The organism is Mesorhizobium sp. ES1-6, assembly GCF_020164775.1.
In the GTDB taxonomy this organism is placed as follows: Bacteria; Pseudomonadota; Alphaproteobacteria; order Rhizobiales; family Rhizobiaceae; genus Mesorhizobium.
The window spans coordinates 106,489-121,188 of the sequence record NZ_JAIUGU010000012.1; the positions used below are offsets into that span (position 1 = coordinate 106,489).

Consider the following 14,700-nt stretch of genomic DNA (forward strand, 5'->3'; position numbering starts at 1 on the left):
TGAGGATGATATGGCTACTAACCAGACGACGCGTGGGCGGAACCAGGACCGCGCCAAAGTCGCGGGCGGGCAGGATCATGAAGTGAAGTACGAGTCGGGTAAGACTGGCGCTAGCAAAGCCGAGGTCAGATCGACCGTGCGGTCTGTCGGCAACAGCCGCAAGGCGGTCGAGGACAAGTTAGGCAAAAAATAGCTTGCCCGCGCGGCCCGATCACCCATCGATTGTCTCGCTTCACAAAAGGACGACAAGGGTTGTCGCAGCGATGGCTCGCAATATTGCATTGGTGCTGGCTGGCTTCCATTGGACGTTAGCGGTGGCGCCCACGGCAGGGGCGCTGCAGACGCCCGTGATCGCGAGTGGTAGCGCCCGTCAGCAGGACGACTGATTCGGCTCAACTCCGCTATGGCGATTGCCTTTGACCTTATTGTCGCGAAGCTGGGGCGAACCTGTTAAGCCTGACAGATGCATACCCCACACGCTAAGCAGGAAGGCGGCCCTTTCTTTGTCGCCATCGGCGCATCGGGATCAGATGGCCTCAGCGACATCAAAGACCTCCTTAGCGGACTACCCAAGGGGCTAAAGGCCATCGTCCTCGTGGTCTTGCACCGGCCCAGCGACAAGGTGAGTCACCTGAGCGATATTTTGGGTAAGCGGTCAAAAATGCCTGTGGTGATCGCCGATGAAGATGACGTATTTCGTGTCGGGTGTTGCTACATCGGCCAACCTGACGCGCATCTCTCGTTAGCGGCCAGAAGCAATGTGGCCCTCGTTGAGGGTTCTGGACACATTCATCGCGGGCAGACAGTCGACATCCTCTTCAATTCTGTCGCCGTCCACGCAAAGACGCGCGCCATCGGTATCGTGCTGTCTGGCTCGCTGAGTGACGGATCGCGGGGACTAGCCGCTATATCCCACGCCGGGGGTGCTACAATGGTGCTTACCGAAGCCGGCAAGATCAAAGCTGGGATGCCTATGAACGCCGCGCTGTATGATGGGCCGCTCGACTTCGCCGGTTCAGCTGATCAGATCGCCGATGAGGTTATTCGAAGAGTGCAGCGTGTTCAGCCCCAGCCTTCACTCGTTTAGATCGGAGACGAGGAAGAAGTTCTCCAGTGACGCAATTCGGATTGCCATCTCAATCAGTTCGGTAGCGGTCTCTGATAGGTCAGGACTCTGTTGACTAAAACGCTCAAGAAGCGTTGACAGCGATGACCAGCGAGTGGCCGTCACCTAGGTGGATCATTCTGCGCGCAAAAGCTCACGTGCCGTTCCAGATGCATGTCCGCCCACGCCCCAGAGAGCGCGTTCGATCCTGCCGCCGCGATCCGTAGGAATCCGGAGTTGTGTGGTCGCGCGTGAATGCCCTGCTAATCATTCCTACGGGAACGGCGGGTTGAACCATTTGATGGAGAGGGCGGCTTCCTTTGGGTCGCGAGTTCGTTCGCAACTTCGGCCCTGTCAAGTTTCGTTAACAGAACCATGAAAGCATGAGGAAGTGTCGGCTCGACACGCAAGCCAGGAGAGCTCGGAGCTGTGCTTGAAACTCTTTGGAGCGAATGAGCCGCAACCATGCTATGCGCTGTGTCGTATAAGCAGACATGGAGACGTCCTGGCTTTCCTAACATCCAACCTATTTTGCCCAGAACGGTTCCAGAGGCTGTCGGAATCTTCGACGGCCCAAGAAGGAATGATGCGGTTTCACGAGAGCTACGCTTAGACGCGAGTGTCTGGAAGCGCGGGCGTGTAGGCAAATGTGCCGGCGCGATCTCAACGCTCGCACAAAAACCAGATCGCCCCGCTCATCTGGGACGATGAAGATAGAGGACCGCAGTCCCCGTCGGGCAACCTTTCTCTCGTAATCTCAGCAAGAGCTTTCGTTGCCTCGTGCCCGATGGCAAGACCTTCGCAAGTCGATCCCATCGTCATCAGAGATGATCGTGCCGTTCGCCCCTAGATCGAAATAGTAGATCGCCATGCCCTCGAATAAGGTTTCGTGGCGGTTGTTCCACGGCCTGGTACCTTCTTAGGGATCGATGGGCATCCATGTCAGTGAAGCGATCCTCCTGAGAAACGCGAACCTAGGAGGACCGCACGCCAGGCTTCCTTACCTTGCCGTCGAGTTTGAGGCAGGGTGCCCAGCCGGCAGCCCTGGGCCCCGCTCCTTTGCAAGGCGCTCACGCAGTGCCCGGGCCGCCACATCGTTCAAGCTCAAGATGACGCCCAATGTATTCGCCGACTATGCGAGGCGTGTCGGCATTGTACCGGGGCGGCGGAATCGATGATCGAGGCAAGGTGCAGACCGCACATGGCAAAGCCAATCGGTTGGTTACACTGAGAAATGGCGCTTCACATCCGCTCGCCCATTGGGGCATCTTCACCGCGACTATCTCGGTCCCCGCCGGGGGTGTAAACGCCATCCTGGCTTCGGAAGTCAGAGCCCGCCACCCTGCCCTTGCACCAATTTCGTAGTTCTGGCGTCCGGCGCGAGAATGAAAAATCATTTTCATCGCCACCGTGAAGGGGTTCGTGGAGTTCGAATCCAGCGCCCCTGAACAACCGCTCCATGCAGTGGTCACGGCTGTTTTCGCCGCGGCGCGATCCGACCTCCTGCGCGGGCGCCTGCGCAGGGCCAGACTCTATTCTATCATCGCGCTATCGGGTGCTGGCGCAGCGCTGCGCTGCCTGTAACAGGCGCAGACCAGTCGGTCCCGGCGCGCGCGCCGGCATATTCTTGGTTCCTAATGGAACAAAGAGCGCCACGTCAGATTTGAAAAGGTGGGCTGGCTTTGGAGCCTCGGATGGCTGGCCACCGCCAGGGCCGGCCGGCCTGGGCCCGCGTGGCGCGGGCCACGTGACGGACAGGATTACACCAATGAAACGTCTGCCTCTTATTCTGCTCACCTTAGGCGCCATTATGATCCCCACTTCCCTGCTGGGTGCTGAACAATGGGAGGCCTTTGGGATCAAGCGTCTCGGATTCGTGTTTGACGTTCCCCCGGGGTTTGTGCTTGCCCAGCGCTCCGATCAAGGAGCAGCCTTTGAGGGCAAAAACAAAGCATTTCTTGCCGTCTGGGGGGCGCAGCTCGGCAAGGCCAGCTTTCGCACCGAGATCCAACATCGCATTGCGGTGAACGAGGGGGAGGGCTGGAACGTGACCTACAAGCGAGTGACGCCACAATGGGCCAGCTATTCAGGACTGAAGGACGGTCAGATCCTCTATGTCCGGGCCATCAAGATCTGTGGGGACAGAGCAGCCTTGTTTACCGTCAACTATGCTCGCAACGAGAAGGTCCCATATGATCCGCTTATCGTTCGCATGGTCAAATCACTGAAGGTCCAGGGCTGCTAAGGCCGCCGGGATGGCGCCAGCCGAATTGGCTGCTGGAGATAGGCCGCCCTTTTCGGTGTCGGACCGTGCAGATCACGGCGAACCTCTTGGGCGTATCAACCCGCGCAGCACCGACCCCTACTCTAGGCCGGTACTGACGCTCAACCGGAGGGCAAGCGTTGTGCGGCATGCTAGCGATGACGATCATCTTAGGCTTGGGGATGGCAGTTCTGTGACGCGCCCGGCTGTGTTAGGCAGAGGCGCGCGCTGACACGACCCCGAGAAGCTCTTGAAGCTCCCCCTTCGGCAGTGGCTTGGACAGCAGAAAACCTTGCAGCTGGTCACACCCGAGCTTGCGCAGGTAATCGCATTGGCTTTCAGTCTCGACCCCTTCGGCAGTGGTGCTAAGTCCAGTCGCACGGGCCAGGGTGATAATCGCCTGGACGATGGCCTCGTCACCATTGGAGCGCCCGAAGCCATGCACGAAGCTGCGGTCGATCTTGATCCTGTCCACTTCCAGCGTCTGCAGTCTTCCCAAAGAGGAGAATCCGGTGCCGAAATCGTCGAGTGCAAAGCGCACCCCGATGCCGCGCAAAGCCTCGATGTTGTTTCGGCATTCGCTCTGGCGCTTCGACAGAGTGCTTTCGGTAACTTCGATTTCGAGCCGCCGCGGATCCATGTGCGTCTCCAGCAAGATACTGGTCACTCGCATGGCGAAACTGGAATTGTTCAGCTGCAAGGCCGACACGTTAACCGCAAGGGTCTCGATGGGCCAATCCACCACGTCAAGGCACGCCTGCCTGAGAACCAGTTCGCCAAGCTTTTCAATCAGCCCTGCTTCCTCAGCCAACGGGATGAACAAATCCGGTGCAACCCAGCCCCGCTCCGGATCAGACCAGCGGGCCAGCGCTTCGACGCCTGTCATCCTGTTTGTGTCGGCGGCATATAGCGGCTGATAGTGGACCTGGATCTGGCCGATCGCATCCGACGCGTTGCGCAGGTCCTGTTCTAGGCCTTTGCGCATGGCCAGCGTCAGATCCATCTCGTTCCCAAAGAAGGCGTAGCTGCTGCGGCCCCCGGATTTGGCATGATAGAGCGCCACGTCGGCTTTCCGCACCAATTCGACCGTGTCCAACCCGTCCTTCGGTGCAATCGCGGCGCCGACACTCACACCGACAAAGACTTGCACGCCGGCGACGTCGAACGGACGGCGGGCAGACTCGATCAAATGCTCGCAGAGCGCCTTGACGTCATTTTCGCCGCCAACCGAACGTCGGATGATGACGAATTCATCGCCACCGAGACGCGCCACCGTGTCCGCTTCAGTCGTCAGCCGTCTTAGGCGGTCCGCGAACTCCCTGAGCAGCTCGTCACCCGCCGGATGGCCAAAGCTGTCATTAACTTGCTTGAAGCGGTCAAGGTCGAGGTAAAGAATAGCGAGCTGCTCGCCCGTTGTCGGCAAGCGCGCCAATGCATCTGCCAGACGTTCGTTGAACTGACCGCGATTGGGCAGCGCCGTAAGCAGATCGTTATGAGCGAGGTGATAGATCCGATCCTCCGTCTCGATCAGCTTCAAAGTCCGCCTCCGAAAGCCGATCAGGGCCAGGATGACGCCCCCCAGCACCAGACCGAACAAGGCGACCAGAATCGGTATCAGCTGAAAGAGGACAAATGCGCCGGGCCGGTATGGCTGCCAGACGAAGAAGCCGATAGGTCCCGATCGGTTGACAACAGGATAGGAGGCCTCTCCGGAACCAAGCTTATTGCCCCAGGAGAACCGAGCGCCATCGAGCAGGTAGTCTTGGCGCAACGCGGTAAGGAAACTGCCGTCGAGATAGCGAACCGCCACATGCAGGAATTCCTGACCCGGGACCTGCGTGATATGGCCACTGTCGGACACCACGGGCTTGATGCTGACGACCGCCGGATGGCCGGCAACAACGGCCATGTCTGACGCGCCTATGGTGAGCACCTGTTGCGTGACACCTTCGGTGTCCCCTCGTTTCAACCTTGCTCTCAAAGTCTGCACGAGCGGCGCGGCGGTCGCGTGAATCGCGCGGTAGCTGCCGGGGTCAGCGGTCGACCCATCGGTGAACGCGTAGACAGGGGCATCATCGGCATCGAGAATATAGGCCTGGTCATGGCCGAAATAGGTATGCATCCAGCTGCCGAGATTGCTGTCGAGCCATTTCGCATCGCCGCTGCGCAGCGCGTTGACCGCGTCGTCCCAAACCGTGACGCTCTCCTGATCGTGCGCAACTGCGCTCGCCAGCTTCGACATGATCAGTGCAACCAGGCTCTTCTGCCGCTCCGCGGCAACGCGGTCAGTCTGGATCGTTGACCATAGCAATAAACCTGTCGTGGCGCATGCAATGAGCAGTGTCAGCGCAATGACCGGCAAAGCCGTCCTCACCAGGAAGAGACGACGGGTCGGTTCGGCAAAATGTCGCAGCAGTTTCATGAGATCGCTATTAGACGGTGAAGACTTCTGGACCGTTAAAAAGGTCTCCGCTTCAGGGACCGGTGCGTGCCCTTGGGCAGCCTCGTCTTCGGCATCGCTGCATCGCGCGGAGCCCGCGCCCAGGCCGGCGACGGATAGGGGTAAAAGTCAGCGAGTTCCGGAGGCTGCGGCGGCGCCCAATCGGTGGCATCTGCCACGTCAACGGATTTTCACACCAACCGGTTCGCTTCGCCTTCCCACGATTTGACTCCCGACTCCAAGAGTTCGCGTGCGTATGAGTAAGACCGAAGACCGGCTGTCATTCATCGAGTTCCAATCGCCAAGGTTGGTCGACAAAGCTCCTGACGGCGGCAGCTGGAAAGCCCAAGGCCACATGGGTTAGGCCGGACATTCTGGCCGAGGTGCAGTTCAGCGGCGTCACCTACCGCGGCATCTTGCGCGAAGCAGTATTCAAGGGCCTTCGTGAAGATCTCGTCACGATCCCAGCAAAGCCGCCCATCGAAGCGGCGGAACAGGGCGGACGGACACGCAGCGCCCCGTGAAAACGTTCTTCAGTTGCTGCCGGACGCGGTCTCGCCTTCGAGAGGTGAGCTCAGGAGCTACTGGGAACAGGTCGCCCAGCAAGCGCTGGTCCATCTCCGCCACAGACCACTGAAGCTGGTCCGGCACGCGCATCGGGCCGGTTTCTATCACAAGGGCCCTTGGCCGATATTCCGAGCGCCGTGCATCAGTTGCGCGTCCAGAAGCGCGACGGGAGTGAGAGTGTCCGCGTGTGGGTGCACGATCTCGCTGGTTTGCTCGGGCTGGTCGAGATGGATGCGGTCGAGCTCCATCCTTGGAACGCCACCATTGATGACATCGAGCGGGCCGACCGGGTCGTGCTGGACCTCGATCCTGGCGAGGGCGTCGAGTGGGAGCAGGTGATCGAAGCGGCGCTGGCGCTTCGCGACATGCTGGAGGCTTCGGGTCTGAAGAGATGGCCCAAGGCACCGGCGGCAAGGGCATCCACTTGATGGCCCCTCTTGGGACAAAAATGGGCCACGACAGCGCCCGGCAACTCGCCAAGTCGCTTGCCCGGAGCCTCGCTGACGCTCATCCCGACCGCTACGTCTTGTCTGCTGCGCCGTCGGCGGGAACGGGACGAATCTTCATCGATTACCTTCGCAACGGGAGAGGCAACACAGCCGTGGACGCGTTCTCTCCACGAGCCCGCCCTGGATTTCCGATAGCCACCCCGTGACATGGGGGCCAGGTTGAGCGGGGGTGCGGCCAGACCCCTTCACCATGGATCACCCATTCAAGCCAGCCATCAGGAAAAGCAGCCTGATTTCCAGGTGAGGCCAATGCGGTAGTGAGTGCTGTCCGATCTCTGCCGCCATTGCCACCTCGACAAGCCCGCTCACGCATCGGGGGGCTACAGCACTGGCCGCAGCCGTTTTCTAAAACCAGACGTTATGCCTATCAAAGGGAGAGCACGGCGTCGCAACGCGCGCCAGGGACCGGTGGCCCCGCCCCGGCTGAAACCGAGCCGCCCCGTTAAGAAACGCAGTCGACTCCACGAGCAGCGTGCCATGTCGCTAAAGGTGCTCGCACTGCTGCGCTCTCAAGCTCGGAACTACCGCGCTTCCCTCGCAGAGCGAACGTCGTAGCCCGATACCGGCGGGTGCGGAGCACCAAACTCGTGGCAGACACGCGGCCTGGGACAGTGGCAGAACTCTTCGAGGGCTACGCCGCATCCTCGAGGGCATCTGGAAAAGCAGCTCGACGGGGCGATCGAACGCTGCCCAAGACGCTCGACGTGTTCGCTGATGTGTCAGCGGCGACGTGGGATATCGGGGCTCGTCGCTTCCAAACCAAGACGCTTTCTCACGGTGCGATCGACCGTACAACAGCCTCATGGGCCGCGCCTCATCGACTTCCACCCGACCTGGAGGGGCTCGCGTCCCGTGGCATCATAGCCTCAGGCGGATGAAAACACGACCCGGAGTTGCCAAGCCACCGTTGAAAAGTTCGGCTGGCACTTGGTTCCAACCCGGGCGATGCTGAGCTCAAACTGTGGGTCGTCCGCCCGATGGTCACCGCTCCGGTGAACCTCGGATTCGCCGGACCTCTCCTCCAAGGTCTTGGAAACGATAATCGTCGAACCAGCAGAGCGAGCCACCGCCAACCGCCTTGAGGGGTTCAGCGCTGTCGCCCTCTTGCTGCTCAAACCGAGTGCGGCGGCGGGCGGTCCGGGTGATAGATCGAGCTTGCCAGCTCGTCTAGGCGGCTGAGGCCCTTGCTTGGCTGACCTGAAACAACCATGTCCTGATCTCTCGCGGCTTTCAAAAAAGCTTCGAACGCGATGTATTGCCGGCAAGTTCCTGCCTGGGCGTCATCAAGCAATCGCAATGCCTGTCGATAGGAATGCATTTCCTTGTTCTTCCACGCCTCATTCATTGCCGCTCTGGCTTCGGCCACCGACGAGATGGCCTTCGTGTGGGAGTTCACAAATTTAATCTGCACAGGTAAGAAAGCAGCCAAGATCAACCCTCATTTCAATGGTCAAGTTTTTGTCAACTCCACAGATTGGGATTGGTTGCAGTCGCTTGGAACTATGTTGGAGGACGGCTCGGCGCGAAAAATGGTCTCGAAGGCGTGACAAGACTCGCCTTAGCGGCGACTTCGGTCGATAAAGCGAGGAGAGAAGAAAACCTACCAAGCGCGGGAGTTGACCAAACGAGCGTTTGTCGTCAGTGACAGCCGGTCTAGCGCTTCAATAATCCCGCCGCCGCTCACCTACTCCTTGGCCCAATGTCCAGCTCCGCTGGCCGGCTGGTGGGCTCGTTGCATTATGAGCATCTTCTGAAATGAGTCGCTTTCGCTTGTGCAGCATAGTGACCCGAAATGCGCCTGATCATCCCGAGAGCGGGAACATCCACGGCTAACCCGTATTAGTCCAGCCATGACCCAGGCCGTTCCCTCCGAAGCGATTCCCCGACAGCATTCGCTAGCCGCCGCACGATTGAAGGCGGCTCTCTCCAAGACGGTCCGACGATGGAACGCCTATGCCATCAACAGCCGTGCGACCAGGATCAGGCTAACTTCATAAACGTAGCATCCATTCTCGTCGCGAACCCGCACCACGAACTCATTGCGATCTAACGCGAGGGGGTGTTCCACCGCGATTGAAGGCAGAACGCGCTTCGCTTCCGCGCGCATTTCGAGCTGGCTCATGTCGATACCCAGATCGTCGCGGACGATCTGACTGTCTTCAATAGTGTCGAAAAAGTAGCGTGACATAACGTTCGGGAACCAGCCCGTCAGTGTTTTGTTCCTCGATCTCGGCCCGGCTTGCGTAAGTGGAACCTAATGTTCCCGTGTCGCTTGTGTGGGGATGAGCACGCGTGGCGTCAATTTCCTCGACAAGTGGCTAAGCAGCAACGTGTCTGGCCTGGCCAGTTCAGACGTGATTTCGGTGGCGGAGGCTATCCAGAAGCTTTTCACCGACGCTAAAGCGACTGGCATCACCAGCACCGAGATCGAGGAAGAGACCGGCAGTGTCTATGAAACCGTGCTCGATGCTATCGTCCATCACGACGCTGGCCTTCTGGAATGAGCGCTTACAGGTCCTGGGTGTGTCGACCTCCGAGCGCGGCAGCAGCAGAAGATGAGGTAACGACGGCGCAGCAAAGGAACACATCCGAATGGTAGGTTCCCAAAGATGGCTTGCTAGTTAGGGGCGGATAACACGCGGCGGCCCGACAGCGACGGCGAGGTGCGCGCCGCGGAACATTCGCCTCATAGGGTCCGGTAGTCCGACACTCTCCGCCGGCGGTGCTTCATTCTGATCAGTCAACTGGGTCGGCCCGCGGAGCCTTTTCTGGCGGGGAACATTACCGGACCGAGAACGTTAACCATTTGGTGGTCGATTCCTTCGGATGTAGCCACTCCTCACATGAAGGTCCGTCGCGATTGGCCACGCGGCGGGCTTTTAATGCTTTTGCCTTGGCGATCAGGTCCTGAATAACTGATACCAAAGCGTTAGTCCGCAGTTCCACCTGCGACGCCTCCAGGGTGAACCAAGCAGCAGAGGTCGCCGGTTCTGGCCCCGCCCAACCGCTATCAATTCAACAAGGGGCAAGGTCTCTTCGGGGCGAGCGGCTGATGCAGCCATGTCTCGCGCAGGGTTGTTCGCTCAAAAGTGCGATCACCCTTCGCTGGCCACGCTGCATTTGCGGCAGGCGCGTTCCTGGAGACGGTCAAGGTGTTGCTAATCTACAGCACCCCGACTGCATCTCAAGCGGCGTCGCGCAGAAGCGCTTCCATCAGCGACCCGTTCGCGCAAAATGATAGCGAAAAATGCGAGACGGCCAAGATGCACAAGCGGCAAGATACAAGAACCATGGAGATGTGCTGTCTTCTAGCCGTGCCGGTATCACTGCTCCTCACTGTGGTCTTCGCTGGAATGGTGCTTGGCTGAGATCTCGCCTTCCAAGTGACCTAGGTCGGCTTCCGCTATGCGGCTTCCTCACAGAGCCTTTGAACCTCACCAGCTTGACGCCAGGGGCATCGACGGTGACGGCCCACCCAGCCTCACAGTCACGCGGTTTTCGTGGAGGCGGGTGACGACCTCAGGGAATGGTGTCTCGAGCGCATCCGTGACGAATTGCTGGAGTCTTTGGCCTACGCTGCCGCCAGCACCTCAACGCCGTCGGGACAAAGTTTACGGTTCGGAAAAGCCCCCTCGCCCATGCCGAGCGGCTTGGACAGGCGCACAAGGTTGGAATGACCTACTATTTGCCCCCGACTGGAGAGCTATTTCAATCGCAGGAGCATCGAAGCTGCGGTGGCGGAGGCTTGCGGTACCCAGGCTGCCCTTGCCGTCAAGGCCGCAGCCAAGAAAGCCCAGGCCGTGGTGATCGCGGGGCGGCTCGTCAAAGGTCTGGCTGGCTCCCTGCTGCAATCCGTATATCCGTAGTTCGCCGCTGAGGCGACCTTTTTCTGGCGCGGGGAGCGAGGTGTTCCCCCTCTCTCCCCAACACTGCGAAATCACGGTTTCCCGATGCTTCGCTGACGCTGCAGCACGGCGCTGTCGCGCCCTTCGGGTGATTGATCCCCGCCGAGATTTCAACTTGCCCCACTCCCGCGGGCCGGCACGCAGCGGAGGCTGAACGCCCACGCCAGGAACATTTCGAGCGGCTTGTGTTTCGCCTTCGGATTAACCTGGGCGGGGACAGCGATGCAATTCTGCAGTCGCCTCAGAAATCGGTGATGGCGTAGACCTTACCAGGGTATGGCGCTCCGGACTTATCGTCGACGGCGGTGACATACATAGTCTTCCCGTCGGCGGAAAATGCCAGGTTGGGCGCCGCCGCGGAAGGCACGTCGATCGCCTTCACAAGTTTCTTGGTGGCTGGATCAACGACGAGAATCCGCCCGGCGCTTTACTCGCCAATGTACAAATTTCCATCCGGTCCGAGCTTAACCCCATCGGGATAGGCTGATGGTGGCTCGCCGAGTTCATACAGCCGCAAGAACAGCTTGCGTTCGGTTAGTGTGGCGTCGTCAGCGACATTGAATTGGATCAGCCGGTTCGCTTCGGATTCGTTGACATAGAGCAACTTCCCGTCCTTCGACAGCGTCAGGCCGTTGGCGTAGTGAATATCCTTGGCGACGACCTTCACTTTGCCATCCGCACTCACATGCACGATCTTGCCGACGATCGGCTCCGGTTCCCATGGGCCTGACAAACTGAGGTACGCGCCGCCTTTGCCGTCGAGGGCGATATCGTTGGGGCCGAGTAGCTTGTTACCCTCATCGTCATGGTCAACAACGACTTTGGTCTTTCCGGCCTTATCAGTCAGAACGATGGTGCCGTCATCTATCCGGCGATGATAAAGCCCTCGCCAAACCGCTGCACGGCATTGCTACCCGAACCATCCTTGCTCCAGATGGTGGTTCGTGTCTTGCCATCCCACATGTCGACTTCACTTGCGCCGTACTGGGCGTAATAAAGAATCCCTTTTTCTACAAACGGCCCTTCGGGAAACTTGGCATTGCCGTCGATAACGGTGATGTTGGCGGCTTGCACAGAAGTGCTGAGCATCGCAAACGCCAAAGCTAATACCAGCTTCATGTTGGGCTCCTTCCCATGGTCTCAGGCCGGCATCGTGGCAGATCGCGTTCGTTCGATAGCGCGTCAAAAACGTCAAACACTTTATAAATTGCGCTCATCCATGCGCGCGCGCTGCGGCTCCGCGCGGATGCCCGCAAGTACTGCTCCCCTTCAGCAACGAATTATGCAGATCCTAGCTCCCATCGAACAATCTGCTAAATGCAGGCTGACGTGCTGTGGGCAAGTTACGGACCTCGTCGGGTCATCATCGCCTGCCAATGTGTTGGCGAGCCGGAGTGATGCCCGTTTCGTCGGCATCAAGCGCATGGCTCATGGATTGCAAACGACAGTTGCCTGTCCGAGCAAGGCGGAAAGCGGAAACCAGACACGCGGCTTCGTGGTCATTGAAACGGAAGAAGCACCCCTGGATTGGACAGGAGAGTTCCAGCCTTTTCCGTATGTGGCTTGAGTTGATGAGCCTCCTCCAGGGATGGGCCAAAGCTGGACGCCATAGCCGGCCAACAAGCCGATGGCCCGTCCGATGGGAGGGAGGTGGCCATGCGCGGCGAACTCATCGAGCAGATTGAGCACCGGCGTTGTCGAAGGTAAAATGCGGCCAGTCGGCCTGTTCCCAATTCCATGCCATGGGCTATAGAGCGCCTTTCTATAACTCATAATGGCGAAAAAAGTACTATAGCAACTCATCTATACCTCAGCCAGTACCCAATAGGTGGCCGTGAAAGATGGCCACACAAGAGGCGAACTATGAGGCTTGAGTTGGAGAAAGGCGCTTCGCCCGAAGAGAAGGACGCGGCGCATCGCGGCCGCCGATCGCGTGTTGGCCTGAGCTTCCGGCGACGGCGAACGATACCTTTAGCAGGGTAGCGCCTTGGCCCCAATGGATTAGCTGAAACTAATTCTAACTGCCTGCGTTCTTGCCTTTCCGACAGTTTGGCAGGTGGCGTTTGGTAGGGTTCAGAAAGTTTCAGTGCCGGGGATGTCTCGGCGCTGGCAAGGTATTCGATTGCAGTAAATGGTTGTCCACTAGACTAACGGGACTTGTTGCCCACACGGAGTCCTCCGAGCGGGCTGCAAGGGGTCAACGATCAGATGCCCAGAATGTCGCGGCAGCGGCTTGAAAGGCCTCGATCTCAAACGTCAATCAGATCAGTAGGACTGCGGCCGATCTCATCGATGATGTCGGGCCTGTGAAGAGATAAGGTGTCATCTAAAAAGACGGACAAACTGCTCCGCAGGCAAGTCGAACGCTGCTTTTTGCTCTACAATCCGCTCAATCGGCCAGTCCCACCAACGGATTTCTCTCATGGCTGCGATCGTGTCCTCCGAGAACCGATATCTGATTATCCGCGCCGGGTTGCCGCCCACAATCGCGTAGGGTGGCACATCCTTCGTGACGACGCTGCCCGCAGCGACTACAGCTCCGTCGCCAATGGTGACGCCCGACATGACGATTGCCCGAGTCGCGATCCAAACGTCGTTACCGACAATTATCGGGCCTTTTGTACGAAGATATCCCATCGTTGACTTGGTTTGTAGCAGTTGGTCTTGAAGGCCGAAGTTGGATGCTGTCTCGGTCGGGTGATTAGCTTGGCAAATAAAGAGGACCCCTGTCGCGAGGGCGCAGAACGACCCGATAGTCACAGGTGAATCGTTGGAGACGAAGAGGAAACAGCCGCTGTGAACTCCATGCGGATAGCGGCCGACCCGCACGCAAGATGGAAGTATATCTTTAGGCTGAAGTAATTTTCTTCTTCTTAGCCATTGTGTTACTTTAGACATTTTGTCACCCTCAAGAAAACCCTTCTGATGCTGTCAATATGCCGAAATTCCAGCATATTCATCGTCAAAACTGGGAGGGGCCGAAGATATTACATTATTCCACTTTTCACGTGGATTGTATGAAAATTGCGAAAGGGATATGTGGCGAGTAATGCCGCGTTGGGGGGAAGAGTCAATGAGGTGCCTTGTAATCAATCTGGACCGGTCACCCGCCCGGTTTTCTCAAGTAACGGCTGAATTTGGGCGTATCGGCATTACATTCGAGCGAGTTCCTGCCGTCGACGGGCTAGTGCAGCAATTCATCGAGGACATCTCTCCGGACCTGTCCCTTGTGGAGATCGGCTGTGTTCTAAGCCACAGAGCCTGCTGGCAACTCGTCGCGGATGGAGATGACCCTTATGTTGGGGTCTTCGAGGATGACATCGTATTCTCGGAGACAGCCGGTCGGCTGCTTGCGCACGAAAACTGGATCCCAGCCGATGCAGACATTATCAAGCTGGAAACTTTCTTTAGCAAGACGGTCGTGTCGTTAAGGCGAGCAGCTCCCATCATGCCAGGTCACGAGTTGCATCGGTTGCATTGGCTTCATTGCGGCTCTGCCGGTTACATTGTTTCCCGACAGGCTGCGATTGACTTGCTTGAAGCGACGAAGAGCAACAACCGCGCGGTGGACATCGTGTTGTTTGATACCACTTCGCCGCCGTCCTCAAACAGAACAATCTATCAACTTTCGCCCGCTTTGTGTGCTCAAGCTCGTCATTTCCCAGACAAGGCAGCAGAATTCCCGAGCGAGATGGAGGCAAATAGATCGGCCAAACATAGCGAGCGGGCTAAACGGAAACGGAAAGGCCCTTGGACCAAGATTGCCGTGGAGGTCAGGCGAGTGTGGCGCCAGGTGTTCGATCTCTTCCGATTGAGGAGGGGTGCGAATATAGCATTTGTCTATCGCGGAAAGCGCTTCCGCCGCCCTGCGAGGCAGGCCTCGTTGCAGGCACCACAATGGCCATGAGTCT

General features: G+C 58.5%; 13 protein-coding genes and 1 pseudogene. 7 read left to right on the forward strand and 7 right to left on the reverse strand.

What is annotated here, in order from left to right; all coding sequences use genetic code 11:
* The first annotated feature begins 10 nt into the window (after window positions 1-10).
* From LB564_RS25035 to LB564_RS25045, 3 genes are all read left to right on the forward strand, one after another.
* The gene (locus LB564_RS25035; protein ID WP_140709556.1) at window positions 11-193 is read left to right on the forward strand and encodes a DUF3606 domain-containing protein; all 183 of its coding nucleotides are present in this window, start codon (window positions 11-13) and stop codon (window positions 191-193) included.
* A 270-nt stretch (window positions 194-463) separates the two neighbouring features.
* Window positions 464-1,087: a chemotaxis protein CheB gene (locus LB564_RS25040; protein ID WP_140709558.1), complete on the forward strand. Its 624-nt coding sequence runs from the start codon at window positions 464-466 to the stop codon at window positions 1,085-1,087.
* Between the two features lie 1,786 nt (window positions 1,088-2,873).
* A complete protein-coding gene (locus LB564_RS25045; RefSeq protein ID WP_224541756.1) occupies window positions 2,874-3,350 on the forward strand; it encodes a hypothetical protein in 477 nt (158 codons plus the stop codon).
* A 229-nt stretch (window positions 3,351-3,579) separates the two neighbouring features.
* On the opposite strand, the gene LB564_RS25050 is transcribed toward LB564_RS25045, so the two are convergent.
* Window positions 3,580-5,790 (reverse strand): putative bifunctional diguanylate cyclase/phosphodiesterase, encoded by a 2,211-nt coding sequence (locus tag LB564_RS25050; RefSeq protein WP_140709561.1) that lies wholly within the window; start codon window positions 5,788-5,790, stop codon window positions 3,580-3,582.
* Between the two features lie 401 nt (window positions 5,791-6,191).
* Here LB564_RS25050 and LB564_RS25055 point away from each other — a divergent pair, with 401 nt between their 5' ends.
* Entirely contained in the window at window positions 6,192-6,332 is a 141-nt protein-coding gene (locus tag LB564_RS25055) for a hypothetical protein (protein WP_246677626.1), read from the forward strand.
* 180 nt (window positions 6,333-6,512) lie between these two features.
* Window positions 6,513-7,030, forward strand: a pseudogene (locus tag LB564_RS31770) (hypothetical protein).
* A 965-nt stretch (window positions 7,031-7,995) separates the two neighbouring features.
* Here the strand turns inward: LB564_RS31770 and LB564_RS25065 are convergent.
* Window positions 7,996-8,313 carry a DUF982 domain-containing protein gene (locus LB564_RS25065; RefSeq protein ID WP_181173835.1) on the reverse strand — a complete coding sequence of 106 codons (318 nt, stop codon included), beginning with the start codon at window positions 8,311-8,313 and terminating at the stop codon, window positions 7,996-7,998.
* A 522-nt stretch (window positions 8,314-8,835) separates the two neighbouring features.
* Window positions 8,836-9,072 (reverse strand): DUF6894 family protein, encoded by a 237-nt coding sequence (locus tag LB564_RS25070; protein ID WP_224541760.1) that lies wholly within the window; start codon window positions 9,070-9,072, stop codon window positions 8,836-8,838.
* 94 nt (window positions 9,073-9,166) lie between these two features.
* Between LB564_RS25070 and LB564_RS25075 the strand changes: the two genes are divergently transcribed.
* Complete coding sequence (locus tag LB564_RS25075; protein WP_140709567.1) at window positions 9,167-9,388, forward strand: DUF768 domain-containing protein; 222 nt, start codon at window positions 9,167-9,169, stop codon at window positions 9,386-9,388.
* 1,828 nt (window positions 9,389-11,216) lie between these two features.
* Here the strand turns inward: LB564_RS25075 and LB564_RS25080 are convergent.
* From LB564_RS25080 to LB564_RS31670, 4 genes are all read right to left on the reverse strand, one after another.
* On the reverse strand, window positions 11,217-11,657 hold the full coding sequence (locus LB564_RS25080; protein ID WP_224541837.1) for an SMP-30/gluconolactonase/LRE family protein: 441 nt from the start codon (window positions 11,655-11,657) through the stop codon (window positions 11,217-11,219).
* Window positions 11,654-11,908, reverse strand: a complete 255-nt coding sequence (locus LB564_RS25085) for a hypothetical protein (protein ID WP_224541761.1) — start codon at window positions 11,906-11,908, stop codon at window positions 11,654-11,656. Before LB564_RS25085 ends, LB564_RS25080 begins: the two co-directional genes overlap by 4 nt.
* Window positions 11,909-12,217: 309 nt before the next feature.
* The gene (locus LB564_RS31775) at window positions 12,218-12,592 is read right to left on the reverse strand and encodes a TraM recognition domain-containing protein (protein ID WP_140709571.1); all 375 of its coding nucleotides are present in this window, start codon (window positions 12,590-12,592) and stop codon (window positions 12,218-12,220) included.
* Between the two features lie 519 nt (window positions 12,593-13,111).
* The gene (locus LB564_RS31670; RefSeq protein WP_140709573.1) at window positions 13,112-13,687 is read right to left on the reverse strand and encodes a CatB-related O-acetyltransferase; all 576 of its coding nucleotides are present in this window, start codon (window positions 13,685-13,687) and stop codon (window positions 13,112-13,114) included.
* Window positions 13,688-13,862: 175 nt separating this feature from the next.
* Here LB564_RS31670 and LB564_RS25100 point away from each other — a divergent pair, with 175 nt between their 5' ends.
* Window positions 13,863-14,696 (forward strand): glycosyltransferase family 25 protein, encoded by an 834-nt coding sequence (locus LB564_RS25100; RefSeq protein WP_140709575.1) that lies wholly within the window; start codon window positions 13,863-13,865, stop codon window positions 14,694-14,696.
* The last annotated feature ends 4 nt before the right edge of the window (window positions 14,697-14,700 follow it).